Source organism: Methylomonas sp. 11b, assembly GCF_000515215.1.
Lineage (GTDB): Bacteria > Pseudomonadota > Gammaproteobacteria > Methylococcales > Methylomonadaceae > Methylomonas.
On the sequence record NZ_KI911557.1, the window covers coordinates 2,437,759 to 2,464,706 of the forward strand.

Consider the following 26,948-nt stretch of genomic DNA (forward strand, 5'->3'; position numbering starts at 1 on the left):
AGCCAATTAGACGGGTAGTAATTTACGGTGGGTATGGATAGACATCAGAATACCGAAGCCGGCCATCAGCGTCACCATCGAAGTGCCGCCATAGCTGATCAACGGCAGCGGCACACCGACCACCGGCAATACACCGATCACCATACCGATATTCACAAATACGTAGACAAAAAAAGTAAACGCCAAACTGCCGGCTAACAAGCGCGAGTAAGTATCCTGAGCTTGCACCGCAATATAAAAACAGCGGCTGATGACCAATAAATATAAAACGAGCAAGCCTACGCAGCCGAATAAGCCGAATTCTTCGGCAAACACCGCAAAAATAAAGTCAGTGGAGCTTTCCGGTAAAAAATCCAGCTCAGCTTGACTACTGCCCAACCAGCCCTTGCCGTTAATGCCGCCGGAACCAATGGCGATCTTCGACTGGATGATGTGGTAACCGGCGCCCATCGGATCGGCTTCCGGATTCATAAACGTCAATACTCTATTCCGTTGGTATTCGCGCATGAAGTGCCACAGCACCGGTGTCAAAGACGCCAGCAAAGCCACAATGCCCAGCATGAACCACCAGGATAAGCCGGCAAAGAACAATACCGCCGCCCCGGAGCTAGCAACCAGCAAGGAGGTACCCAAGTCCGGTTGTTTAGCGATCAGCAAAACCGGCACGATCAAAAGCGTCGCCGCGCCTAACACGTGCTTGGGCTTGGGCGGCAAGGCGCGCTCCGATAGATACCAGGCCACCATCATCGGCGCGCTGATTTTGGTAAATTCGGAAGGCTGAAAGCGAAAAACACCTAGATCCAGCCAGCGCTGAGCGCCCATACTTATCTGCCCCATCACCGCTACCGCCAACAATAACAGCACACAAATGGTGAAGAGGGCCACTGAAAAACTTTGGAAGCGGCGCGGGTTGATATGAGCCAAGACGATCATCAATAAAATGGCGAAACCCATGCGGGTAGCGTGCCGAATCAATAACGGCAATTCTTGCCCGCCGGCGCTGTATAAAATCACAAAACTGGTGGCGCAAATCAGTAACAAGCCGATGAACAGCGGGATGTCGATATGCAGCTTTCTGAGTAAATTGCCAAGCAGCGACGGCGGCTGAAACTGCTCATTGCGCATTTCGGTTCTCATGGCTGCGGCTCCTTTTTCTGATTCAGATAGGCATCAATGATTTCGCCGGCAATCGGCGCCGCTACCGAGCCGCCGTGACCGCCGTGTTCGGCAATAATCGCCACCGCGATTTGCGGGTCATGCACCGGCGCGAAGGCGATGAATAAGGCGTGATCGCGCATTTTAAAATCGATGGCGTCTTCGTTGTATTTCTCTTCCTGCTTGATGGTAAATACCTGTGCGGTACCGGTCTTGCCGGCAATTTGATAAGTAATGGCCTTGGCCAAGCGACCGGCGGTACCCCTGGAACCGTGCACCACGTTGGTCATGCCTTTGATGATATTTTCGACATTCTGCGTTTTCAACGGGATCAACGCATCGGCTTTGCCGCCAATCATGTCGGCGTAATCGGCACTGATAATGCTGTGCACCAGATGGGGGGTGATCACCTTGCCATAGTTCGCCAAAGTAGCCGTAGCGTGCGCCAGTTGCAGCGGCGTAGCTTGCGTGTAACCCTGGCCGATGCCGGTAATCAGCGTTTCGCCGGGAAACCAGGCCTGACTGCGGTAATGTTTTTTCCATTCCTTGGACGGCATCAAGCCGTCAACTTCACCGACCAAATCGATCCCGGTTTTCCGGCCGAAACTGAACTTGTCCATGAACGCGTGCATTTTATCGATGCCTAGCGCCAGCGCCAGATCGTAGAAATATACATCGCAGGACTGAGTAATCGCATCGTTCATGTCCACCATGCCGTGTCCCCATTTTTTCCAGTCCCGGTATTTGTGATCGACATTCGGTAGCTTGTAATAGCCAGGACAAAACAAGCGATGGTTGAATTCAGTCACACCGTATTCCAGACCGGCCAAGGCCAAAAACGGTTTCACCGTCGAGCCGGGCGGATACTGGCCGCGCAAGGCTCGGTTATATAAAGGCTGATCCGGCGAGTCCTGCAAAGCTTTGTATTCTTTACCGGAAATCCCCGAAACAAACGGATTGGGATCAAAACCGGGCCGGCTGGCGAACACCAGTACGCCGCCGGTCTTGATCTCAATCGCCACCGCCGCGCCGTTATACTCAGACAACGCATCGTAGGCGATTTTTTGTAGGTCGATGTCCAAGGTCAGATAGATATTGGACCCGGCTACCGGCTCCACCGTGGCCACGGTATTCACCGCCCTGGCCTGGGCATTGGTTTCTATTTCTTCATAGCCGGCGGTACCCAGCAGATGCTCCTCGTAGGTTTTTTCGATGCCGGTTTTACCGATGTGATTGGTCCCCCGATATTTCGCCAGCGGCAAGGTTTGCATTTCCTTCTCGTTGATCCGGCCCACGTAGCCGACCACATGAGAAGCCAAATCGCCGTAAGGGTAATGCCGCACCAAGCGGGCGTAGACATCGACGCCGGGAAAATACGGTCTGACCACCGCGAATTTGGCGACTTCTTCGTCACTCAGATTCTGCAGTAACGGCGTGCTGGTAAAGGATTTGTTGCGCTTACGCTGCTTTTGAAACAGATCGATTTTTTCTTCGGAAATGTCCAGCAGCTTTTGCAACCGCAACAGGGTGTCATCGAGATTTTCGATCTGCTCCGGAATCAGCTCCAAACTGTAGGTCGGCACATTTTCCGCGAGCATCCGACCCTTGCGGTCGTAAATCACCCCGCGCGTGGGCGGCAACGGCGAAATCTTGATGCGGTTATCCTTGGATAGAGTCGCATAATGTTCGTGACCGACCACCTGCAAATACACCAAGCGCACCACCAAACCGGCGATCAAAAACAGGATCAAGATAAACGCCGCGACGATGCGGCTCAGGAACAAGCGGCTCTCCGCTAGCGGATCCTTGATGGCGAATTTTCTATCCATGCCCCGTTAAAAGATGCGCGCCATCACCCGGATATAGCGCAACACCACAAACACCAGCGGCCATACCAAAGTCCCGGATAACACCGGATACCAGAACGACAGCGACAAGCGGTTGCCGGCTTGCATGCTTTCCGTGCCGAAAATAATGCTCTGCGACGCAAACAAACACAAAAACACAAACAAGCATTGCTGCACCATCGGAAATTGCCGCAAACGCCGATGCTCGTTGATACTGAAATAGCAAATCAGCGCATAGATCAAGGCGTACTGGCCCAGCAAGCGACCGGTCAACACGTCAGTCAACAAGCCTATCGACCATGCACTGAATACGCCAAACCGTTCCGGCAAGGCAATGGACCAATAAATCAACACCAGTACGATCCAGTCCGGATTGAACACATCCATGCTGGGAAACAGCGACATTACCCGCAGCACCATCGCCGCGCCTATGGTAGCGATGAAGTAAACGGTGGCGGCAAAATCAAGGCGCGACATGTTCTGCATCCTTGGATTCAGGTTCGACCGCGGCTTTCGCCGACTCCCCTAGCACAACCGGGGTGGAGTGGCTCCAAACGATCAAAAATTCGCGACTTTTATCTAGTTCCGCCTTTGGCGTGGCGTAAATATTGGCAAAGGATTTGTCCGGCCTGGCTTCGAACTTATCCACCACCGCCACCGGATAACCGGCCGGAAACACCCCGCCAAGCCCAGAGGTAACCAACAAATCACCCGGCACAATATCGGCGTTATTCGCCAGAAACGGCAAATGCAGACGGTTGGGTTGGCCGGTACCGAAAGCGATGGTACGCAAGCCGTTGCGGTTGACTTGTACCGGGATGGCATGATCGGGATCGGTGATCAGCATCACTTCCGAGCTGGACGGTAAGGCCCGCACCACTTGGCCGACGATGCCGTTGGCATCCAAAACAGGTTGTTCCGGATGCACACCAAAACGCGAGCCTTTGTTGACTACCACCGTATGTTCGTAAGGCGCCAATTTTACCGAAACCAGTTCGGCTACCAGCACCTGCTCGCCAAGCTGAAAGGAGTTTTCCAGCAACATCCGCAGACGAGTGTTTTCCTTTTCCAAGGCCGCGAACTTCAACAATTTCGCATCGTTGACGAACTGAGCTTCTTTCAAGCGGCGGTTTTCTTTTTGCAGTTCCACAAAAGAAATGACCGTTCCGGACACTGTCTGGTAAAAATCCACCGGCAGACTGGCCAGCGACTGTAATGGATAAGTGAACACCGATAACAAGGAGCGCAACCGGTCCAGACGCTCGCTACGATAATCAATCACTAACATCGAAATTGATACCAGCAATGCCACCAGTAAACGGGTATTAAGTGAAGGGCCTTTAGCAAATAAGAGTTTTATGGCAAACCTCTAACAATCAAGACCGGCGTCAATTGACGCGAAAGTAAGCATATGGACTTCCGCTTCAAGGCACTTTCATCGCCGAGCGGCACAAATTTCGTAGAAAAGGCCGCTGTAACCGCTTTTCGCGATTACAGCGGCCTTTTAGAGATACTTCAGCTCAGCGCTTATTCCAGAGAGAACGCCGAAGCACCTTTAGAGTCCAACATTTCCAACACCATGCCGCCGCCTCTGGCCACGCAGGTCAGCGGATCATCGGCAATGTAGACCGGCAAACCGGTTTCTTCGGAAATCAAACGGTCAATATCTTTCAACAAAGCACCGCCACCAGTCAACACAATACCGCGACTGGCCACGTCCGCGCCCAGTTCCGGCGGAGTTTGTTCCAACGCCACTTTAACGGCGCTGACTATGCCGGATAATGGTTCTTGCAAGGCTTCCAGAATTTCATTGCTGTTCAATGAAAAGCTGCGCGGCACGCCCTCGGCCAGATTACGGCCGGTGACCTGCATCTCGCGCACTTCACTACCGGGATAGGCAGCACCAATTTGGTGTTTGATTTTTTCGGCTGTTGCTTCGCCGATCAAGGTGCCATAGTTGCGGCGCACATAGCTGATGATGGCATCGTCGAAGCGATCGCCGCCAATTCGGACTGAGGCGGAATAAACAATACCGTTCAAAGAAATGACCGCCACTTCCGAGGTGCCCCCACCTATGTCCAAAACCATGGAGCCATGCGCGGTATCCACCGGCAAACCGGCGCCAACAGCAGCGGACATCGGCTCTTCGATCAGATACACTTCTCTAGCACCCGCCATGGCCGCCGATTCACGAATCGCGCGGCGTTCAACCTGGGTCGAGCCGCAAGGCACGCAGATCAAAATCCGCGGACTGGGCCGCAACAGCTTGTTTTCGTGGACTTTTTTGATAAAAAACCGCAGCATGCGCTCGGTGACGGCGAAGTCTGCAATCACGCCGTCTTTCAACGGCCGAATAGCGGTGATATTACCGGGCGTGCGGCCCAACATGCTTTTGGCATCCGCCCCGATAGCAGCGATGGTTTTTTGGCCGCGAATTTTGTCTTCCTTGATCGCCACCACGGAAGGCTCGTTGAGTACGATTCCCTGGCCTGGAACATAAATTAACGTATTTGCCGTACCCAAATCGATCGACAAATCATTGGAAAAAAGGCCACGAATTCTTTTAAACATTGTAAGCAGTACCCTAAGCGCACACGGAAAATCCCACTACTTTAACAATCAAGCAGGTATTTGAGCAAGATATAAAGTATCATAGTTTTACTAAGAAAACCTGGAGTTAGAAGAATGTCGTTAACGGCGAATGACGTTAAAAAAATCGCTCACCTGGCAAGGCTGGGCATTGCTGAACAAGATGTCGAACACTATGCAAAAGACCTATCCGGCGTACTGGAATTAATGACCCAGATGGGCCAGTTAAACACCGACGGCGTAACGCCAATGGCGCATCCCTTGGATCAAATGCAACGTCTGCGCGAAGATGCGGTGACAGAGACCGACCAACGCGACCATTTCCAATCCATAGCCCCGCAAACCGAAGCCGGATTGTACCTGGTTCCGAAAGTCATCGATTAAGGACGATTATGCACAAAAAAAACCTTAGCGAACTGGCAGCCGGGCTGCGCAGTAAAGAATTTTCCAGCGTTGAACTCACCCAATTCTTCTTGGACCGCATAAGCCAGCACCAAGACCTAAATGCGTTTATCACCGTTAGCGCAGAAAGCGCCTTGTTACAAGCGAGAGCCGCCGATCAACTGCTGGCCACTGGCAACGCCGGACCACTTGCCGGCATCCCCATCGCCCAAAAAGACATTTTCTGCACGCTAGGCACTAAAACCAGCTGCGGCTCGAAAATGTTGGACAATTTTATCGCACCCTACAACGCCACCGTTGTTGATCACTTCAACAGCGCCGGTGCGGTGATGCTGGGCAAATTGAACATGGACGAATTTGCGATGGGTTCGTCCAACGAAACCAGCTTTTACGGCCCGGTGCGCAACCCTTGGGCGACCGATTGCGTCCCCGGCGGCTCGTCCGGCGGCTCGGCGGCGGCAGTCGCGGCGCGTCTGGCGCCTGCCGTGACAGGCACCGACACCGGCGGCTCGATTCGCCAACCGGCGGCGCTGTGCGGTATCACCGGCTTAAAACCGACATACGGCCGCGTATCGCGTTACGGCATGATCGCCTACGCGTCCAGTCTGGACCAAGGCGGACCAATGGCCCGTAGCGCGGAAGATGCAGCCCTGTTATTACAAGTCATGGCCGGCTTCGACCCCAAAGATTCCACCAGTGTCGATCAAGCTGTGCCCGACTACAGCGCCAGCCTGAACGATAGCCTGCAAGGCTTGAAAATCGGCCTGCCGAAACAGTTTTTCAGCGCGGAGCTCGACAGCCAAATGGCCTCTACGATTCAGGCCGCCATCGCCGAATATCAAAAGCTGGGCGCGGAAGTCAAAGAAGTGGACATGCCTAAATTGAATCTAGCGATCCCTGCCTATTACGTGATCGCCTCGGCCGAATGCTCGTCCAACCTGTCGCGCTACGACGGTGTGCGCTTTGGTTACCGCTGCCAAAATCCGGCAGACTTGACTGACCTGTACACTCGCTCGCGCGGCGAAGCCTTCGGCGCGGAAGTCAAACGCCGTATCCTGATGGGCACCTATGCGCTGTCGGCCGGCTATTACGATGCTTACTATTTGAAAGCGCAACAAGTGCGCCGCCTGATCAGCGACGACTTCAAACGGGCTTTGAGCGAAGTCGATGTGTTGATGGGCCCGGTCACGCCCAGTACCGCCTTCCGCATCGGCGAAAAAACCAGCGATCCGATTCGGATGTATCTGGAAGACATTTACACGATAGCCATCAACCTGGCCGGCCTGCCGGCGATGTCAATTCCGGCCGGCTGTATTGACGGCAAACCGGTTGGCCTGCATGTGATCGGCAATTATTTCAGCGAAGCCAAATTGCTGAATGTCGGCCATCGCTACCAACAAGTGACCGACTGGCACGTGCAAATACCCAAGGGCTTCGAATAACACGGGAGGCAAAATGGCGCCAATCACGCAATTATCGCAACTAGACCCCAACGGCATCTACAGCTACGCCGACTATTTGACTTGGCAGCTCGAAGAATCTGTCGAGCTAATCAAGGGTAAGATCATGGCGATGTCGCCCGCGCCAAATGTCAAGCATCAAAGGATTGCGCTTAAGTTGCTGCGGCCAATTGACAACTACTTCTTGCACAAAAATTGTGAAGTCTTTATTGCCCCCTTCGACGTGAAACTTTACGACCGCCGGAAATCGCTGCTCAAAAATGGTGAAGCGTTTAGTGTCGTGCAACCCGACCTGTGCTTGATTTGCGATAAGGACAAACTGACCGAGCAAGGCTGCGACGGCGCACCCGATTGGATCATTGAAGTGCTGTCGCCGGGCAATAGCCGCAAAGAAGTTCGCCTGAAATACGATTTATACGAAGAAAGCGGTGTCAGCGAATATTGGCTAGTGTTCCCCTACGAACAAATCGTCCAGCAATTTGTACTAGACGAGCAGGGCAAATACCAATTGCGCGGCCTGTATCCCGGCAACGAAATCGCCACCCCGCATTTATTCCCCGACCTGCAAATCGACCTGAACGACGTTTTTGCCGAATAAGTTTTAAAGGAACCACGAATGAACTCACAATGGGAAGCCGTTATCGGCTTGGAAATCCACACCCAACTCTCGACGAAATCCAAAATCTTCTCCGGCGCCGCCACCGCTTATGGCGCCGAGCCTAACACTCAGGCGTGTGCAGTGGATTTAGGCTTGCCCGGTGTATTGCCGGTGCTGAACAAAGACGCGGTCCGCAAGGCCGTGACCTTCGGCTTAGCCATCGACGCAGACATCGCTCCGCACTCGGTGTTCGCCCGCAAAAACTACTTCTACCCGGACTTGCCGAAAGGCTACCAGATCAGCCAGTTCGAGTTACCCATCGTCGGCAACGGCCATCTCGACATCGAAGTCGATGGCGTGACCAAACGTATCGGCATCACCCGCGCCCATCTGGAAGAAGACGCCGGTAAATCGCTGCACGAAGACTTTCACGGCCTGACCGGCATAGACTTGAACCGGGCTGGCACACCGCTGTTGGAAATCGTTTCCGAGCCGGACATGCGCTCCGCCAAAGAAGCCGTGGCTTATATGCGCAAACTGCACGAACTGGTGCGCTACCTGGAAATCTGCGACGGCAATATGCAGGAAGGGTCGTTCCGCTGCGACGCCAACGTCTCGGTGCGCCCAAAAGGCCAAGCTGAATTCGGCACCCGCGCCGAAATCAAAAACATCAACTCCTTCAAGTTCGTCGAAAAAGCCATCAACCACGAAATCGAGCGACAAATCGATGTGATCGAAGGTGGCGGCAAAGTCGTTCAGGAAACCCGTTTGTACGACGCCAACAAAGACGAAACCCGTTCCATGCGCAGCAAGGAAGAAGCCAACGACTACCGTTACTTCCCGGATCCTGATCTGTTGCCCGTGTTGATTGAAGAATCGTTAAAAAACGAAATTCGTGCCACGCTACCGGAATTGCCGGATGCCAAGAAACAGCGTTTTATCGAACAATACGGCCAGGATGGCGAAAGCGCCGCGACCTTAACTTCATCTCGCGAACTGGCCGATTTCTACGAAACTGTTGTCAAAGCCTCCGGCGGCGAAGCCAAACTGGCTGGTAATTGGATTACCGGTGACGTTCTAGGCGCGTTGAACAAAACTGGCTTGGAAATCGGCGATTGCCCGGTAAGCTCCGAACGTCTGGCCGGCCTAATCAAACGCATTGCCGACAACACTATTTCCGGCAAAACCGCCAAACAGGTATTCGACAAACTCTGGAACGGCAACGACAGCGCCGACGAGATCATCGAGAAAGAAGGCTTGAAGCAGATCACCGACAGCGGCGCGATAGAAACGATCGTCGACAAAGTCATCGCCGCCAACCCGGTACCAGTCGAACAATACCGGGCCGGCAAGGACAAGGCTTTGATGGCCTTAGTTGGGCAAATCATGAAAGAAACCCAAGGCAAGGCCAATCCGGGCGAAGTGAACAAAATGCTGATCGCCAAGCTGAAAAACTAAGTTCGGCGACTCTCGGATTGCTGAATTAATCGTCATCCCCGCGCAAGCGGGGGTCCAGAGTGTTGACTCTCCTGGGTTCCCGCCTGCGCGGGAACGACGAAATCTCTGCCGAAAAGCCTAGGTCTTTCCGACGTTTGCGCGCGGTAAATATAGAATTTCCGGCAACACCACTTCCCAACGCTCGCATCGCAGACTCTCAGAGTCCCCCGCTGTCTTATGCCTAACCGAAATCGCCGCAACCCGTACCTTGAGGATACTGCCTTTTGGCGGGGTAAAGGCCTGTGCCATCCGAGTCACAGCCACGCCATTTAAATCGGCTAATTCCCAACCGATTTGGCGGTCGCTTCTGGCCCGCAAAATCAATTCGCTACCCACATCCAACGCGGCAATCCCCCGGTGAATCGGCTTGTCGGCAGCGAAATAGCCGGGCCAGGACAACACGACTTGCCCCAAACCGGCCAGCCATGTGCGTTGCTCTAATTGCTGAAAACCCGCTGTATATTGCGGTTGGGTTTTGACGCAAAGCATCTCGCAATCCTTGATAAAAGCGTGCTTTCCGCCCCGCTTGGCGCACAAAGTCAGCGTTTTGCGGGCGCGCGTCATCGCCACATAAAACAGCCGCCGCTCTTCGTCGCTGGCTTGCTGCCAGCCGCCGCCATCCAGAATCAGGACATGATCGAACTCCAAACCCTTGGCTCGATGCGCTGTCAATAACAGCAGCGGCGCATGCCGGCTATCGTTTTCCCCGGACTGGCTGCCGGAACCGAATTCGTAGAGTGCATCGACAAGGTTGCTGACCACCTGCTGGCAACCCGGCGCGGCGACCTCGGCGGCGATGATGAATTGCGCCAGCATGGCTAGATAAGGATGTTCGATCAGCTCATTCACATTTTGCCGATAGCGGCGTTTGAACCAGCGCGACAACGATCCCCAACGCAGCAACACCCTTGGTTTGCGGGCCGTTCGCCTTTGCTTATTCAACAGGGCCAGCAAACTATGGCCTTCCCTAGTGGCATGCAAATTCAGCAAATAATCGTCGCGCATCAGCCTTACCGGAATGCCTCGCAACCGACACAATTCTGCCAGCGGCTCCAGCGTGTCCCAATGTCTAGCAATCACCGCAAAGCGGCCCCAGTGGCTGGTTTCCCCCAAATTCGCCAGCCTGTTCAGCCGCACTAACTCGCCCAACGCTACCTCGACTTCGCCGTGCAGCAGCGCCGGGGTTTCCAGAATATGTACGCGGCCTTGAGTCAAACTATCCAGCTCGGCAAACTCTCCGCCCTCCGCTGCCTCGCGGCGCGCGTAGTTAATTTGGATGGCCTGCTTAATTTTCATCCGCTCCCGCACCGGCGCAATTACCCGGTTCGCGCAATAGATGATCTGTGCCGTGGAGCGGTAATTTTCGATTAGGTAGTAGGTTTTTGCCTGATAGTCCACGGCAAACTGTTTGATGAAACGCACATTCGCGCCGCCAAAAGCATAGATGTTTTGATCATCGTCACCCACCGCCAACAAGGACAATTTATCGTCCTCGCTATTGATGGCTCTACCGGCCAGCGCGCTGATTAGCTCGTAATGCTCGGCGTTGATGTCCTGATATTCGTCAACCAATAAATAACGCAAACCGGACAGCAAGCGGTCACGTTGGATGCCCGGCCCAAGTTCGTCGCCCTGCTCCGCTTGTTTTAACAGCGCGGTGGCGTTTTTGATCACCGCTGAAAAATCAACGCTCTCACCATGTTCGGCAGCCACCGCATAACTGGTGCCGGTCAAGCGCATTGCCAAACCGTGCAAGGTTTGCACGGTGACGCCGGCGGCATCGGCACCAATCAAAGCCCACAAGCGTTTGCGAATTTCAAGCGCCGCTGAACGGTTATAACTCAGCACCATGATGTCTTCCGGCAACACCATACATTCGCGCAGTAACCAGGCCACCCGATGCACAATCACCTTGGTCTTGCCGGAACCGGGGCCGGCCAGCACCAATTGGCTGCCTTCCGGCGGTGCGGCGACGATGGCTTGCTGCTCGGGACTTTGCAGATCGGTGAGGATGCGCCGATGCGCGGCTTCGGTGGTGGCCATTTCCAGAATATCCTGGCGGCCGGCAAAATAGCGGCGCACGAATTCGGGTCTGTCCATGGCAAAGTAATCGACGATAAACGCCATCGCCGCCTGAATCTTGCCCAGCGCCAGCCGGGCGTATTCCGCCATCACATGCACCTGGATGATCTTGTCCTTGTAATGCAAAGCCAGCTCGGCATAATCGGATTTTTTAAATTGCCGACGCCGGGCTTCGGCATTGAGTTGGATACTCATCGCCGCCCGAAATACTGCCTTGCCGCGCGCCAGATGCAACACCTCGTTGCTGTCCAAATAGATTAGCGCTGCTGCCAAAGCCACCTGCCAATCGCGCACCTCCAGATCCTGCAAGGTCAGATCGGCTTGCAAAGCCGCTTCCAAATCGCCTTGTTTGCAGGTAACCAGCAGATTATTGCCTTGACGTTGCGCCAGAAAGAAATTCAGCAAGGCCTGAGCCAGCCGCATGCGTTTATGCCGAATCAGGTCGATGTCCTGCCAGCTGCGCAGCAATTTAAGATAGCGATTATCCTGACCGGCCGGACGCAACGCGAAAAAACCACGCTGGCTGCTACTGTCGCCAAAGGCTTCGGCAAACGATTTCATCAAGCGAGTCAATTTGTCCGGCGTCAGTTCCACGCCGGCATCGCGGCGCAAGGTATCGCACAGCCGCCGCACATTCAAAATCTGCCACTGCTCCCTATCCGCATCCGGCGCCGCCTCGCGCAGACTGGCAATCAATGTATCTTCCAGCTTACGCAAGTCTGCCAGCCGTTCTGCCGTGTCGGGATCGCGGTAAAGGGTCACACCGATTTCGGTATCGTTGGACACCAGTTTAAAGCGGTCCAACTCGCGTAGCATGCTCTGCACTTCGTGAGAGTTGCGGCCGGTAGCCAGCATCAGGTCGTCGGTACTAATGCCTTCGTCGTCTTCGCTGTAAAACAACTGCGACAACAGCGCCATGTACGGCTCAATGTTCGTATTCGGCCCCAGCGTCTTCTGCAGCAAAACTTGGGCTTCTTCAAGACTAGCCACTTGCAAGCTACCAGGGAACACCCGCGTATGATTTTCCTCGCGCTCCAGCAAGCGCGCCTCTTCCAGCCAGGCCACGGCGATGCGGACTTTGGTGTCGGCATCGGCGGCGTCGGGATCGATGCCGTGCTTGTCCGGAATTTCCAGCAATATTTCGCCGCTAGTGACCACCACCGAACCTTCGCTGCGGTCTTTGCGCTCGATGCTGCGCAGCGCTTTTAAAATCGCGGAAATATCGTGTTGCGTCAGCTTGGAATTACGCAGCAAGCGAAACTGCACATCCAGGTCGGCATCGTCATACAGCAACACACAACGCGCAGGATCTTGATCACGACCGGCCCGACCCGCTTCCTGCAAATAGTTTTCCAGCGAGCCCGGCGTATCCAAATGAATCACCAAACGCACGTCGGCCTTATCCACGCCCATACCAAAGGCATTGGTGGCGGCGATCACCCGTAGTTCGCCAGCAATGAAGTCTTCCTGCACTTGGCGTTTTTGCTCGGGCTGCATGCCGCCGTGGAAATAACCGCAATCCAGGCCAGCCTGTTTCAAAAATTCCGCCATTTCCTCCACGGTCTTCTGCCGCGCGCAGAACACGATAGCCCCGCCCTCATCGCGCAAGCTTTGCTCCAGCAAGCGCAGCACTTCCGGGTATTTAGCTTGGGCGGGCACTGCATGCACTTCGTACAGCAGGTTTTCGCGGTTGACGCCGCCGGTCAAACACACAAGCGTAATCCCCAAGCGCTTGCGAAAATGCTCCACAATGTCTTGCACCACGTCCGGCTTGGCGGTGGCGGTAAAGCAAAACACCGGCGACGGCTTGTCCTTTTGCCGGGTCTTGATAAAGCGCGACACGTATAAATAATCAGGTCGGAAATCATGCCCCCATTTGGATAAACAATGCGCCTCGTCGAACACCCAGGCCCCGATTTCCCGATGTTGCAAAGCCTTGGCAAATGCGCGGCTGCGAAATTGTTCCGGCGCGACAAAGATCAAACCCAAATCGCCCAAGCGCAACTTATCCAGCATCACCTGCCGTTCCAGCGGATTCAGCAGACTGTTGATGTAGCCGGCACAGGTGATGCCGCGCGCTTCCAGGTTATCGACCTGGTCCTTCATCAAGGATTGCAGCGGCGAGATAATCACCGTCAGGCTGCCGTTGCGATAAAAACGCGCCAGCGCCGGCAATTGATAACACAAGGATTTGCCGCCACCAGTTGGCAGAATCGCCAGGGTCGGCGTGCCGGCAAAGCCGTGTTCGACGATGACTTGCTGTAAGGACCGACCATCCTCGGTAGTCGGCATCGGCCGGAACTGGGTGATGCCAGGAAAATAACGAGGCAACAATTGCGACAGATCATGCTGCTCCCGACACCAGTCGCACTCGGCATCACCACAAGGCACATCGCGCAAGATCGCGATTAACTCCCGCGTTTTCGGGAAGGACAAACTCACCCAAGGCGGCAGCACGGAATTGCCACCCGCCACCCGCAGCCAGGCCAACACATAAGCCAAAGACTTATGCCAAGCAGGATCAGGCAAATAGTGATGAACGATTTTTTGCTGCCCGGCGCGGCACCCCTTACCCTCGGTAGCGCGTTGCCAGGCTGCTTGGGCATCAGGCAAGGAAGGCCGCAACGCGGCGCGCAAGCTGGCAAAAAAATTCGCCACGCCCTTACCGTTTTCCGGAGCCAATAAAAAATGCAGACACAGCGCTTCGTCAGGATGCTCGGCCACCCGCTGCCGCAAGGCCTCGGCCTGATCCAGAAACAGCTCGTAAGCCAGTTCCGCGTCCCGAACCGGATCGTTGCGAGTCGTGGTACAGAGTTTGTAGTCCTTCACCAAGCGGTGATAGGGATTTTGCGGAAAAGCCACCGGCGACAGTTCCAGCGTATCGACCAAGGGCAAACGATGCAGCGCCAAATCCGGATGCAATACCGATAGAGCAGGTTGATCGAAGGCAATCACGTTATGCCCCAACACAAACGCCGCGCCTTCGCTGATCTGATCCAGCTTTTGCCGCAAGTCGGCAGCTTTACCTGATAAGCGCAAGCGGGCATCGGTGTCCGGGCGATACGCACCAATCTCCCGCAGCTTTAAGCTATCCTGCCTCGCGGTTTCTATGTCTATGCAAAGGCACTTGGCTCGAATTCTGTCGGGTGGTTGAGCCATTGTGTCGAGGAATGTGGATGGACTTAGATGTTTAGGTTAGCGACGACTGATAATTGCTTAGTGCTATTCGGCCAACCCGCTATACGAAACTATTGGGCCGGAGGAAGCGGGCATTAACCATAGCGCAACAAACGGGTCTTGCCTAGCTTAGCTTAGCCAATCGCGCTGACATCCTGACTTTCCGGAATTATTCCCTAAAAAAGTGGGCGTAGACTGTTTAATGTAATCAAACAAAGTTGAAATGATGTCTCTCATTGTAGTACTACAGCATCCCTCAAAATTAAATTGCCTCCATCGAAAGCGTGATTTTTGGTCTCGCTGATTAAGAAACCCCATGCTTCAATACCAACGAAGCCAGTAAAAAAACCAAGCTTACCAACACGATAGCGAAAGACTGATTGCTACTACGTCTGGCACTTGCCAGTTGGTTTTGCAAGGCATGGCTTGTAATCACTTCGCCCTGATCGTAAAGAGCAAAAATACTGTTCAATGTCCCCGTGGCGGTGTCAAAGAAGGCCACCGGATCGATCGCCGGCTTATCCACAGTCAGCAATTTTTGTTCGATATGGCCAATTAAACTGGTAATGTGCACATGAACCGCAGCCGAAGACTGCTGAAAGCGGTTATCGGCAACCATGGATATATCGGTGTTGCCCATGCCGGCTTCAACCCGTTCGATGGCCTGACGGATACGCGTAATCAGAAAACCCAGCTTGATCCTATCAGTGATCCGACAGCGGCCAGCCGCGGCCACGCCGGTGCCGATAGCGCGTGCCTGACCTATCGCCTCCGCGGTATCCGGCAATAGATGCCATAGAATTTCTATAAAGCTGAACGGACAAATACTTTCCTGATGTAATTGGCTATGCTCCGCTATATCTCTTATCAAATTGAGAATAGTACCGGCCAATACACAGTGCCGTTCGAAACTTACTTCCTTGGTCAGATGCAATGCGGAAGGGTGTAGTTGCTTCCAGGCATCGCGAATGTCAACGAACGACTGACACGATTCCGGCGACCGCTTGAACTGCCCAGAGAGTTGATCGAGCTGCCGATCAATGTCGGATTGCAAGACCGTGATTTTGTATTTAAAGCTCAGATCGCCGTTCAAATAAGCGCTCACCATGCCGCGATGTTGTTGTATCTGCGTCAATAGGTTTTTCAAAGCGCCGGTGATTTCCAGACTATGCAATTGCCCACGTAGATGGTCAAGGCGCGTCTGGCGATTTTTGTAGCACATAAATGCAGCAGCACTGGCGATCACCGCCGCCAATAAAAACAATACAGAAACGTAATCGGGCACGTCTAATTCCCCTTTAAATTGGTTAATGAGCGACGATTTGCGCCAATTTAGCCAAATGCCTGGCTATTTCCGCTGATTCCTGGGCCGCATTGCTGTTTTGTTCAACGCTTTGAGCAATCGTCTCGATGTTGCGGCCGATTTCCTGGCTTACCTGGGTTTGCTGTTCGGCGCTGGTTGCTATCATCGTTACGTTATTTAAGGCTTGATCCGCATACAGCCGAATCTCGGCCAGCGATTGTTCAACTTCGAAGGCTTTGTCAATGCCTTTTTCCGTTTGATCCCGAGTGGCGGCGATGGACTGCGCGGCCAGATAAATTTTTTCCCTGACGGCTTCGGTGGTACCGGTTATTTCCTCGGCCGATTGCCGCACCCGTTGCGCCAGCGAGCGAACTTCGTCGGCCACCACGGCAAAGCCGCGACCGTATTCTCCGGCTCGTGCGGCTTCTATCGCTGCATTCAGAGCCAGAAGGTTGGTCTGATCGGAAATGGCTTTAATCACTTCCGAGATACTGGCGACCTGCTGGGAATGCAATTCCAGATTTCGCATCAATTGAGCCAAGTCCTGAATTTCGCCGAACAACGCCTTCATATCGGCAATAAAGCTTTCGATGGCGCGATGGCCTTGCTGGGAAAGCTGCTGCGTGGTAGACGATATTTTTTCAGCGTCCCGGCATTGCCCCGCCACGCCCATGATACTGGCTGACATTTGTTCAATGGCCGCCGCCATCATCGTGGTTCTTTCGCGTTGGTTATCGAGTTTTTCGGCTACGAAACCGGCACCCTGGTTGAGTTGGTCGGCGGCATAGGTCACTTCTTGAATAGACGCATGCACATCGCCTAGGCGCCGGCCCAACGCTTTGGCGGTTTCGTTAAAACCGCTATACAACTGCGACAGCTCATCCTGACCGGTAATCTGCAGACGCATATTGAAGTTGCCAAGCTCTAACTGCCTGTGTGCGCCGATCAATGCCGCAATCGCACCCGAAAGGGAAGAATAAAATGCTAACAACGCCACTATCCAAGCCAGATTAGCGGAGACTATCACCAGCCATTGTGACCCGGAAATTGACAGACCCGCATCGACGAGCATAATCAAGGTCAGCACGCCGGCCAAAACAATCAGCGTAAATATCAGCGCAAACTTACTTTTTAGCTTGAAGCGACCGAGAAACGAGTTAATCAGCAATACGGACATTTTGATGCGCCTTCAGTTGAGACATGCCGATTTGCCAGCAATTTTCTCGCCAGCGATATTGCTCAATGCCGCCCAAGCCAAATAGACGCGAGACGCACCAAAAGGACGAACTTCCCGTTGGAGTTCACAAAAATACGCACCAAGTTGACTCAAAATCGACAGCGAATTGACCAGGGCCAGGTACCGAAATCCATTCGGTGGCGTATTAGCTCAAACTCCAAGCCTCACTGAGTACCTCGGCTTGCTTTAGACACAACTCAACCGCTTCGTCGGCTTTATCGGGTGGATACTTCCAGCGCCGCAAAGCCCTTCTGACCAGATTCCGCAATCGGGCCCGCACGCTATCGCGTTTGGCCCAATCGACCGTCGTGCTATTGCGTAATTGTTCGGTAATATATTTCGCCAGTTCGCGTAGATTGTTATCACCCAACTCACGCACGGCCGATTCATTTTGAATCAAGGCCCGGTAAAAGGCTATTTCGTCTGGATTTAAACCCAGTTTTTCCGCTTGCGCCCAATCCGCCTGCATGTCTTTGGCAATCGCAATCAGCTCTTCAATTACCTGAGCGGTTTCGATGGCGCGGTTGTGGTATTTGCGCAAAGACTCCAGAATGCGCTCAGAGTATTTTTTCTCGGATACTACATCGGTTTTCATCCGCGCGTTCACTTCATCGCGCAGCAAACGTTCCAGCAAATCCACCGCCAGATTTTTTTCCTTCAGTTGGGCGACATCATCCATAAATTCTGGCGACAGCAAGCCAATATTGGGCTTGTCCAAACCCACCAAGCTAAAAATATCATCAACGCCTTCGGCGACAATCGCGTTATCAATGATCTGCTTTAGCGCCGAGTTTTTCTCTTCATCACTTAAGCGTTTATCCACTGTGGTGTTTTTAGTTAACGAGGCTTTCACCGCGCTTAAAAAGGCAATTTCCATTTTAAGCGGGGCGACTTCATCCAGCGTGCTACATAAGCTATACGCTTTGACTAATAAGGTCATTACCTCGAAAAAACGCTTTTTACCGTCTAACTCACCATTACTGCCTTGCAAACTCAAAATATGATTCATCGCCCCCGGCAATAAATGCAAAGCCTGGGTGGCAAAGGCACTGTAATCAAAGCCCTGCATCATGCCATGCACAATATCCAGCTTTTCGAGTAGCAGTGCATAGGCCTCGTGCGTATCCAACGTGGGCGCGCCTTTGCCTTTGGAATCGGTGTAGGTTTTTAATGCTTGCTTTAACTCACTGGCAATGCCGATATAGTCCACCACCAAGCCACCGGGCTTGTCTTTAAACACCCGGTTCACCCGTGCAATGGCTTGCATCAGGTTGTGGCCTTTCATCGGCTTGTCGATGTACATGGTATGACAACACGGCGCATCAAAACCCGTCAGCCACATATCGCGCACAATCACCAATTGCAGCGGGTCGCTCGCGTCTTTAAAACGTTTTTCAAACAGCTTTTTGGTGGTTTTGCTGTAAATATGCGGCTGTAGCTTGGCATGATCAGAAGCCGAACCGGTCATGACAATTTTAATCGTGCCCTTGTTGGGGTCGGCATCGTGCCATTCGGGCTTAAGCGCCACAATGGCGTTATACAGCTCCACACAAATATCCCGGCTCATGCACACGATCATGGCTTTGCCTGGCATGCTGGCAATGCGGGTTGCAAAATGACTCACCAAATCCTTAGCCACCTGTTCCACACGCGGCGCACTGCCCACCAGCTTTTCCAAGGCCGCCCATTTAGATTTGGTATTTTCGCGGCTGGCGATGTCTTCTTCGTCTTCAATGACTTCGTCCACTTCCGCATTCAAGGCTTCGATGTCTGCCGTGTTGATGTCCAGCTTGGCCAGGCGCGATTCATAATAAATCGGCACCGTCGCGCCATCATCCACCGCGTCCTGAATATCGTAAATCGACACGTAATCGCCAAACACCGCGCGCGTATCTTTATCTTGCGCGGCAATCGGCGTGCCGGTAAAGCCAATAAAACTGGCGCTGGGCAAGGCATCGCGCAAATGCTTGGAATATCCAAAGGTATATTGGCCTTTGGCATTTAACTTGGCTTTATCGCCATACTGGCTGCGGTGTGCTTCATCGCTAATCACCACGATATTGTGGCGATTGCTTAATACCGGATGACTGGTTTCATCGGCCAGCAAGGCAAACTTTTGGATGGTGGTAAAAATAATCCCACCCGCTTGGCGTGCGGCCAACATCTCGCGCAAATCATCACGGTCACCGGCCTGCACCGGGGTTTGTTTCAACGTTTCGACTGCCATGCTAAAGGTATTAAACAGCTGGCCGTCCAGATCGTTTCTATCGGTCACCACCACGATGGTGGGATTATTCATCTCCGGCTGCGCCAATAACTTACTGGCATAACACACCATCGAAATCGACTTGCCCGAACCCTGGGTATGCCACACCACCCCCGCTTTCCCAGAACCCGGCACCACCCGTTGCGCGTAATCGGCGCGGGGTTCGGCAGCACGGTCGTCTATCTGTTGCGCAGCAATGACCGTGGCTTTTACCGCCTCGCGCACCGCATGAAACTGATGATAACCGGCAATCTTTTTAATCAGCTGGCCGTCGTCCTGCTCAAACAAAATAAAGTAATGCAGATAATCTAAAAACAATTCCGGCTGAAAAAAGCCCTTCACCAAGGTTTCCAAACGGTATTGAAACAACGGCTTGTCGTCTTCACTCGCCAGAGTGCGCCACGGCAGAAACCGTTCTTTATTGGCCGTCAGCGAACCCACCCGCGCATGCAAACCATCACTCACCACCAGCGCTGCGTTAAAAATGAATAAATCGCTAATTTCATCTTTATACGTTTGCAACTGCTGATAAGCCGCCCAAATATCGGCATTTTGATCGACCGGATTTTTCAGCTCCAGCACCGCCAACGGCAAGCCATTCACAAATACCAGCACATCCGGGCGGCGATGGCCTTTGCTGCCGGCAATCGTGTATTGATTCACCACCAAAAACTGGTTATTGCTGACCGTGGCAAAATCCAGCAGCGCCACATAATCGGTTTTTTCTTCGCCATCGATTTTAAAATCAACCTTCACGCCCTCTAATAACAGGCGATGAAACACATGGTTGCTTTTGATTAACACCGGCGATTCCGGTTTGGCGATTTGCTGGGAGACGCGTTCTAAAACATCAAAGGGGATATGCGGGTTGATTTTTTGGAGCTGGTTGAGCAAGCGTTCAAACAGTACCACTTGCCGGTAATCGACCCGTTCTGGATGCTCAGCATCGGGCGCAATGTCATAGCCATTCACATAGTGATAGCCAATGTCTGTAAACCAATCGAGGCAAAGCTGTTCCAGTTGGTCTTCCGTGATCATTTGTAACCTACTTCGATTTGCGATGAAATAAAATAATCGTTAATTATCAGAACCCTATCCATAAAGCATGACTCCACTTGTATTTGCAACGAAATAACAGCTTTCATGGATGGGTAAATTTATAAAACCTTGTTTTACCTAGCCTTTAGTCCGTCCAATTGCTGGTCAAAGTACCGTCCAATTGCCGATTAAGGACAAAAAATAATCCTGCCATAGTTGGTTTTCTGCGATCATAAAGAATCAAAGTGTTCGAAAGTTTTACTTGTAAATAATGGTACACATGCAATAATTGCTCCGCTTCATTCACCATGTGTGAACAGAACGTTCGGGCCCGATTCATGGCAACATGTGTCGGGTCTAGTTTTTTCTGGGCTTTGCATATTTAGCTCGATTCCTCTCTAACTGCTTTATTTTTCCACTTTTTGTCGCAAGATAAGATGTTTTAAGCAGCCAATAATCCCTACGTTCAGACAACACGACAACGTATTGCTCTGCCTCAATCCAAATCACAATCTCATTCTGGTTATCTCTTTTCTCCACCCACCAACTGATTTCTGAATTCTCAATACAATTTTCTATTACCCAACTGACCCAGCCTATCCGTTCACACCGCCGTAAGTCAGGCGTCCTTTCTTCCTCAACATCACCCTCTTGCACCATATGCTAAAAGCCAAAGTGTTTACCCTTGGTTTCAGGTGTGTAACGGGGGCGCACGGGTAAATTATTAAAACGTAAATTGCTCTGAATGATCGTCTCAAAATATACAGAATAAACCCTATCTTCGTAAGCTTGCCAGTCTCCGCAAAAGAGAACCAAATCTGGCAAATCCATTGCCATTAGCTTGCCTCCCACACAAAAACATTGAATTTCCTTTCGGATGGCAAGGTACTGTAAATCAAACTTTTACCAGAACGTTGTTTTATACGGTCGATGACCGCCAGCTTGCCTGCATTAGTATTTAATCCGCGATGCACATAAGCCAATGCGCCAATAAACAGGTCGGTTAACTGCAACTGCGCCATTTCATACGAGCGAACATGTTGAATATTTTCAATCGCTTTACGATCAAAATCATAGTGGGCGTTATGTAATACTTTCTTCAAGTCATCAATTTTTTCACGCCCTAACGTATCTTTAATATCCAAATAAATATGGTAGCAATTGCCGTTTTCTAAAATGTTGCGCAACACATAAAAAAACATTTTGTAATAAAACAGATTATGGTCTTGAGCAAACTCGCCATGTTTCAGTTTTGATTTATCGGGTACTACCAGGCCACGAAAATGCAGGTCGGGATGGCTAAAAAAGTAATCAACGATTTCGCAATAAAAAGCCTGCTTACCAAGAGATATTTTTGTCCACTTAATCTCAAAGTCTGCCTTTAAACCATGCTTAACCTGTATTGCCCGAATATCTCGTGCGATTTTTCCGCTGATAGCTTGCGGACACCACACTGCCCCTAAAACCATGACGGGGATATTATCGCCTTCTAAATGACAGGACTCGTCGCAATAGACATTAAATAGTTCACTCATATCGCCTCCTGTAAGGAGGGTGATTCTGGATTAACGGGGAGCTCACCTGAAAGTAGCTTCGGTAATAATGTATCTCTTAGCTCTTGCAACGAATATATTACATCTATGTTTATTGACATATTTCTTTGCAAGTCAGCAACAATATATTGAAACTTGTCCGAAACCACCTTACTTGGCGCTAATAACTTAATCTTTCGTAAGTTTGTGACAGGCATTGCAATGGAAGGCACACCAACTTGAGATTTGTGCGCTAATAATTCATGTTGCCCTACATCAGATTTAAAATAATAAATCATGAATAATGGAGAAACAACTTCTCTATCTGGCCTTATGTAACATTGGCTTTGAGAAACAATATAGCGCTCATATTTTGACCCTTCAGGAATAATACTTACCTGACCTAATGTGCCGCGATGCGTAATTACAATATCTCCTCTATAAACATTAGATTTAATTAGTTTATCAGCGTGCTCATAAGTTAAAAACTTGTTATCTCCGTCCTCTAACATAGTGCCTTTAAGTTGTTGACCATTGATAATCGGGACACCTTCATCAACGAAAGTTTCTACCTTTATGTTTGACCCGAAAGGACCCATTGCTATAGTTGAAGATAGTTTTTCTAGAGTTTTTACTTCCCACCCCTCCGGTATTTCCCCTAGCTCAGAATCCACCAAAGCATCGGGGAATAAGGCGGCGGTGGTTTTGAGTTGTTGCAGGGTTTGCGGGTCGAGTTGGGCGAGTTGTTCCGGGGTTTTGCCGCTGATGGCGCAGATGGCGGCTTGTTCGATTAGCTCAACACTGGCGCCAGCTTGTTTGGCGGCCATTTTGGCTTTCACCGGCTCAAAATCGACAAACCAGCTTTTAAAAATAGCTTGGGCGATTTGTTCCAGGGTTTGGTTGGTTTGGCGGTTGAGTTCGATTTTGTCATCAATCGACCTTAATATCACTGCAATTTCCTTTTGTTCAGACAAGCTAGGTGCTTCAAAGGAGATTTTTTCAAATGAAGATTTTTTAAGAATTGGAGTTCGGGTACATGTCGCACCTAAATTGAATATTTCTTTTCTCTTGGAACTTAGAACATAGTAAAGAAAATAAAAATCTACTTTGTCTTCATCAGGAATAACTGTATTAATTTGCTGGTTAGTAGCAGCAAGTTTTTTGATAATAGCAGACTTTCCCATTTGCCAGCCAATGCAGGAAACAGCAATACCTTTATCGAATAAAATTCGACTTAATACTTTTTCACATTTATGGAAAGCGTTCTTTGTGTTTCAGTAATTTCTCTAAAATCACCCATATCAGTTGGAGTAATAAACAACGTTTTACCATTAAAATATTTTTCGTCAGTTCCTGGTGGAGTTTTACCTGTAATTACTTTAGCAACATCAGAAATTTGGTACTTAGTCCATTTCATTTGCATACTTCCATTAAACAGCATAACCACCAGCTAAAATACATTACGGTTTGTTTCAACAAATTAGACATCGTAACCTAACCCAGCCAAATTCTTCTTAATCTCCGTTTCCAGCTTGTCACTCTGCTCAAACTGGCTTTTAAGCTGTGCGGTCAAGCGCGCCATTTTCTCGGCGAAGGCTTCGCCATCGTCCACAACATCCGCCGCGCCGACGTAACGGCCTGGGGTCAACACGTAATCGTGTTTTTGGATTTCGGCCAGGGTGGCGGATTTACAAAAAGCCGGAATGTCGGTGTAGGTTGGGGTGACGTTAGGAACCCCAACAGATTCGGCCACTTGGGCTTGTTGGGCATCGCGTTGCTCGGCAATTGCTCCCTGCATTGCTCTACCTCCTGAATCCATGCAGTCGTCAGCCCAACCTACGGTTTGCCAACAATGAAAGGTCTCGGTGACTTTGTTTAAATCGTCCTGCGTAAAGTCGCGCAATACACGGTCTTTCATGTAGCCCAGATTGCGGGCATCGATAAACAAAATTTTGCCTTTGCGATCCCGTAATGTCCTGCCGCTGGCGGACGTGCGTTGGCCTTTGTTTTTGGTTAAAAACCAGATGCAGGCGGGGATTTGGGTGTTGGTGAACAATTGGCCGGGCAAGGCGACCATACATTCCACCAAGTCGTTTTCAATCAGCGCTTTGCGGATTTCGCCTTCGTTATTGGTGTTGGAGCTCATGGAGCCGTTGGCCAGCAACAAGCCCATGCTGCCATTGGGCGCAAGGTGATACAGCATGTGTTGCAACCAGGCAAAGTTGGCGTTGCCGCTGGGCGGTTTGCCGTATACCCAGCGCGGGTCGTCGTCACTGACACCGGTATCCCACTCGCGCATGTTGAACGGCGGATTGGCCATGACAAAGTCGGCACGTAAATCGGGGTGCTGGTCGTTGGTGTAGGTATTGGCGGGTTCTTTGCCGAAGTTAAAATCAATACCGCGAATCACCATGTTCATGGCGGCCAGCTGCCAGGTAGTGTGGTTGTATTCTTGTCCGTAAATGGAAACGTCGCCGATACGGCCTTGATGCTCGCGGATAAAGTTTTCCGATTGCACAAAAAAGCCACCGCTGCCCATCGCCGGGTCGTAGACGCGGCCTTTGAAGGGTTCCAGCATTTGCACAATCAGACTGACGATGGATTTGGGCGTGTAAAATTGGCCGCCTTTCTTGCCTTCGGCCAAGGCAAATTGGCCGAGAAAGTATTCGTAAACATGGCCGAGAATGTCTTTACTGCTGAGGCTGGCGTGTTTAAACGGGATGGTGGCGATTAAGTCGATGAGTTCGCCCAGTTTGGCGGGGTCGATTTGCAAGCTGGTGTAGCGTTTGTTGAGGATGCCTTTGAGTTTGGCGTTGTCGTGTTCGATGGCTTCCAGCGCGTGGTCGATTAACTGACCGACGGAGCTGATGCGGGTGCAAAGGCGTTTTTCGGTGTCATCTTCCGGCGCTTGGGTCAGTACGTCACCGGCTTTAGTCAGCCAAATAACGCTGTTAATGACGACTTTGTTCTGATTTTGCAAAAACTCCCAGCGCGCCACTTTCGGCACCCAAAATACATTGGTTTCGGCGTAGTAGTCGCGTTGTTCCAGTTCGGCGTTGATTTCAGCTTGGTAGTCGGCGCTGTCCTCGCCGCCAACGTCGGCGGGGTCTAGGTAGTATTCGTGGTCCGGATTTTTAAACTGGCAGGTGAGTTCTGCGCGGCGAATATCAAACGAGTCGCTGACGTATTTTAAAAAGATTAAGCCGAGTACCGTGTGTTTGTATTGCGAGGCGTCCAGGGTGGAGCGCAGCTTGTCGGCGCTGGTCCAGAGTTTTTTATCGAGGTTGTTTAAAAACTGTTGTTCGTCATCATTGACCATGGGCATTAGGCTTTTTAAATTGATTCTGGCGTCTAGCGGGATTTATCGGGGTTTGCCAATCACTACAAATAAGGTTGGACAAAACGTTTTACGGCATCCAACACATCAAGAAGGGAAGCTGTTAGATCAAGCGCCTTGTTGATGATTTCTGCTTTGAGTTCAGGATCATCAGGGTAATCGTGTGCAAAGGTGTTTCTGACTTCACGCAGCAGCAACCAATCATCTGCCGATGGAATCGCACCTATTTTTTCAAGGCGATTCAACTTGTCTATAAATGCTTTTAACTCACCCGGTTCTTTTGTCAGCTCCAACACCGCCGGGAACAGCTTAGCGCCCATTGCTTCCTGCAATTTCCCAAATCGCACGAAAAACTGATCCAAAACGGCAATCTCAGTATCGGTCAGACGACTTAAACCATGTTCGTCAAATGGGGCATGGCATTGCAGTTGACTTACAGCCCAACGCAACCTATCGGCATGACGGTCACAGATTTTTAGGATCTCTTGTATGGCTGTAATCATTGCAACTGAATCCCGGCCTGTTTAGCAATTTGATAAATAGGTAAGTCAACCGAGCCATTGGTCTTACGCAACACGACGTCGATTTTTTGATCCCCGAGCCTTTTGTGTAAATCACGTAGAAACTTCAATTTACTGTTGATTAAGTCCGCTGCCGATTGCGCTTGGACCTCAATATAAAGATCGATGTCGCCACCTTTTTCGTCATCCCGTACTCTTGAGCCGAACAACCAGACATGGGCATCTTCACCGAAGTTGCTTAAGTCACTTTCACGTATTGTTTGGGCTTGATATTGTGATAACCGCATGGTTTATTGCTCCTTCAACAGCATTTGCAAGACTTTCAGCCATATACTCAGGTAAACGAACGGGTACTGTGATTTTAGTAGACTTTACCAGACATAAAAAACCCCGCGAAGTCTTGAAACTCGCAGGGTTCGGTACATCTTAGGACTTTTAATACTCATTCTTGGTGGAGGCGGCGGGAATTGAACCCGCGTCCGCAAGCACTCCGCCACAAGCTCTACATGCTTATCCCGCGCTTTTAATTTAACTGTTGACTACCCGTCGGGCCAAGAGGATCAACAGCGATTTCGATTGGATTTAGCGCTTCGGGCTCCGAACTAAGCCTTGGCGCGAGCTTATGTAATATGATCCCTGAGCGCCCCCCGAAAGAGACTCCAGACGCATAAGTACATCTGGTCAGAGAAGTGGTGCAGGTTTTAAGCTGCTAAGGCCACTGAGTAGTTTTCGTCGTTTGCGAATACTTGTTTTCAGTAGGTTTTACGAGCTGTACTGTGCTCGGCATGCACCTGAGGTTTTGCTACCCACGTCGAAGCCATGTCGCCCCCAAGAAGTTGTATCTTATCAAATCGATAAAATAATTGTCAGCTATATAGGTTTTAAATCAATTATTTCAAGAGGGCCT

General features: G+C 51.2%; 20 protein-coding genes and 1 other RNA gene. 4 read left to right on the forward strand and 17 right to left on the reverse strand.

The window, feature by feature from the left end; genetic code table 11:
• Nucleotides 1–6: 6 nt before the first annotated feature.
• From rodA to METH11B_RS0111765, 5 genes are all read right to left on the reverse strand, one after another.
• Nucleotides 7–1,137, reverse strand: coding sequence for a rod shape-determining protein RodA (gene rodA, locus METH11B_RS0111745; protein ID WP_026602177.1), 1,131 nt, complete (start codon nucleotides 1,135–1,137; stop codon nucleotides 7–9).
• Entirely contained in the window at nucleotides 1,134–2,984 is a 1,851-nt protein-coding gene (gene mrdA / locus METH11B_RS0111750) for a penicillin-binding protein 2 (RefSeq protein WP_026602178.1), read from the reverse strand. Before mrdA ends, rodA begins: the two co-directional genes overlap by 4 nt.
• A 6-nt stretch (nucleotides 2,985–2,990) precedes the next feature.
• Nucleotides 2,991–3,479: a rod shape-determining protein MreD gene (mreD, locus tag METH11B_RS0111755; RefSeq protein ID WP_020484720.1), complete on the reverse strand. Its 489-nt coding sequence runs from the start codon at nucleotides 3,477–3,479 to the stop codon at nucleotides 2,991–2,993.
• A complete protein-coding gene (mreC, locus tag METH11B_RS0111760; protein ID WP_081607973.1) occupies nucleotides 3,466–4,362 on the reverse strand; it encodes a rod shape-determining protein MreC in 897 nt (298 codons plus the stop codon). The genes mreD and mreC overlap by 14 nt, the downstream gene beginning before the upstream one ends.
• Nucleotides 4,363–4,529: 167 nt before the next feature.
• Complete coding sequence (locus METH11B_RS0111765; RefSeq protein ID WP_020484718.1) at nucleotides 4,530–5,573, reverse strand: rod shape-determining protein; 1,044 nt, start codon at nucleotides 5,571–5,573, stop codon at nucleotides 4,530–4,532.
• 114 nt (nucleotides 5,574–5,687) lie between these two features.
• Here METH11B_RS0111765 and gatC point away from each other — a divergent pair, with 114 nt between their 5' ends.
• The 4 genes from gatC to gatB are packed head-to-tail and all read left to right on the forward strand — an operon-like array spanning nucleotide 5,688 to nucleotide 9,509.
• Nucleotides 5,688–5,975: an Asp-tRNA(Asn)/Glu-tRNA(Gln) amidotransferase subunit GatC gene (gatC, locus tag METH11B_RS0111770; protein ID WP_020484717.1), complete on the forward strand. Its 288-nt coding sequence runs from the start codon at nucleotides 5,688–5,690 to the stop codon at nucleotides 5,973–5,975.
• A gap of 8 nt (nucleotides 5,976–5,983) precedes the next feature.
• Nucleotides 5,984–7,435 (forward strand): Asp-tRNA(Asn)/Glu-tRNA(Gln) amidotransferase subunit GatA, encoded by a 1,452-nt coding sequence (gene gatA, locus METH11B_RS0111775; protein ID WP_026602179.1) that lies wholly within the window; start codon nucleotides 5,984–5,986, stop codon nucleotides 7,433–7,435.
• Between the two features lie 13 nt (nucleotides 7,436–7,448).
• Nucleotides 7,449–8,051, forward strand: coding sequence for a Uma2 family endonuclease (locus tag METH11B_RS0111780; protein WP_026602180.1), 603 nt, complete (start codon nucleotides 7,449–7,451; stop codon nucleotides 8,049–8,051).
• A gap of 18 nt (nucleotides 8,052–8,069) precedes the next feature.
• On the forward strand, nucleotides 8,070–9,509 hold the full coding sequence (gatB, locus tag METH11B_RS0111785) for an Asp-tRNA(Asn)/Glu-tRNA(Gln) amidotransferase subunit GatB (RefSeq protein ID WP_026602181.1): 1,440 nt from the start codon (nucleotides 8,070–8,072) through the stop codon (nucleotides 9,507–9,509).
• Between the two features lie 117 nt (nucleotides 9,510–9,626).
• Here gatB and METH11B_RS0111790 read toward each other — a convergent pair whose 3' ends face one another.
• The 12 genes from METH11B_RS0111790 to ssrA all read right to left on the reverse strand — a co-directional run bounded on the left by METH11B_RS0111790 (nucleotide 9,627) and on the right by ssrA (nucleotide 26,871).
• Nucleotides 9,627–14,789, reverse strand: coding sequence for a RecQ family ATP-dependent DNA helicase (locus METH11B_RS0111790; RefSeq protein ID WP_036275896.1), 5,163 nt, complete (start codon nucleotides 14,787–14,789; stop codon nucleotides 9,627–9,629).
• 322 nt (nucleotides 14,790–15,111) lie between these two features.
• A complete protein-coding gene (locus METH11B_RS0111795) occupies nucleotides 15,112–16,092 on the reverse strand; it encodes a nitrate- and nitrite sensing domain-containing protein (RefSeq protein WP_026602183.1) in 981 nt (326 codons plus the stop codon).
• Between the two features lie 22 nt (nucleotides 16,093–16,114).
• Nucleotides 16,115–17,287, reverse strand: coding sequence for a methyl-accepting chemotaxis protein (locus tag METH11B_RS0111800; protein WP_026602184.1), 1,173 nt, complete (start codon nucleotides 17,285–17,287; stop codon nucleotides 16,115–16,117).
• A 205-nt stretch (nucleotides 17,288–17,492) separates the two neighbouring features.
• Nucleotides 17,493–20,651: a type I restriction endonuclease subunit R gene (locus tag METH11B_RS0111805; RefSeq protein ID WP_026602185.1), complete on the reverse strand. Its 3,159-nt coding sequence runs from the start codon at nucleotides 20,649–20,651 to the stop codon at nucleotides 17,493–17,495.
• Between the two features lie 663 nt (nucleotides 20,652–21,314).
• Nucleotides 21,315–21,488 carry a hypothetical protein gene (locus METH11B_RS29460; RefSeq protein WP_197026950.1) on the reverse strand — a complete coding sequence of 58 codons (174 nt, stop codon included), beginning with the start codon at nucleotides 21,486–21,488 and terminating at the stop codon, nucleotides 21,315–21,317.
• On the reverse strand, nucleotides 21,488–22,186 hold the full coding sequence (locus METH11B_RS0111825; protein WP_026602187.1) for a DUF3800 domain-containing protein: 699 nt from the start codon (nucleotides 22,184–22,186) through the stop codon (nucleotides 21,488–21,490). Before METH11B_RS0111825 ends, METH11B_RS29460 begins: the two co-directional genes overlap by 1 nt.
• On the reverse strand, nucleotides 22,183–23,367 hold the full coding sequence (locus METH11B_RS29980) for a restriction endonuclease subunit S (RefSeq protein WP_026602188.1): 1,185 nt from the start codon (nucleotides 23,365–23,367) through the stop codon (nucleotides 22,183–22,185). Before METH11B_RS29980 ends, METH11B_RS0111825 begins: the two co-directional genes overlap by 4 nt.
• A 50-nt stretch (nucleotides 23,368–23,417) precedes the next feature.
• Nucleotides 23,418–23,600 carry a restriction endonuclease subunit S gene (locus METH11B_RS29985; protein ID WP_026602189.1) on the reverse strand — a complete coding sequence of 61 codons (183 nt, stop codon included), beginning with the start codon at nucleotides 23,598–23,600 and terminating at the stop codon, nucleotides 23,418–23,420.
• Nucleotides 23,601–23,663: 63 nt separating this feature from the next.
• On the reverse strand, nucleotides 23,664–25,508 hold the full coding sequence (locus METH11B_RS0111840) for a class I SAM-dependent DNA methyltransferase (protein ID WP_231499612.1): 1,845 nt from the start codon (nucleotides 25,506–25,508) through the stop codon (nucleotides 23,664–23,666).
• A gap of 56 nt (nucleotides 25,509–25,564) precedes the next feature.
• Nucleotides 25,565–26,023: a hypothetical protein gene (locus tag METH11B_RS0111845; RefSeq protein ID WP_026602191.1), complete on the reverse strand. Its 459-nt coding sequence runs from the start codon at nucleotides 26,021–26,023 to the stop codon at nucleotides 25,565–25,567.
• Nucleotides 26,020–26,328 carry a nucleotidyltransferase domain-containing protein gene (locus METH11B_RS0111850; protein WP_026602192.1) on the reverse strand — a complete coding sequence of 103 codons (309 nt, stop codon included), beginning with the start codon at nucleotides 26,326–26,328 and terminating at the stop codon, nucleotides 26,020–26,022. Before METH11B_RS0111850 ends, METH11B_RS0111845 begins: the two co-directional genes overlap by 4 nt.
• Nucleotides 26,329–26,490: 162 nt before the next feature.
• Nucleotides 26,491–26,871, reverse strand: a transfer-messenger RNA (tmRNA) gene (gene ssrA, locus METH11B_RS28530).
• Nucleotides 26,872–26,948 lie beyond the last annotated feature (77 nt).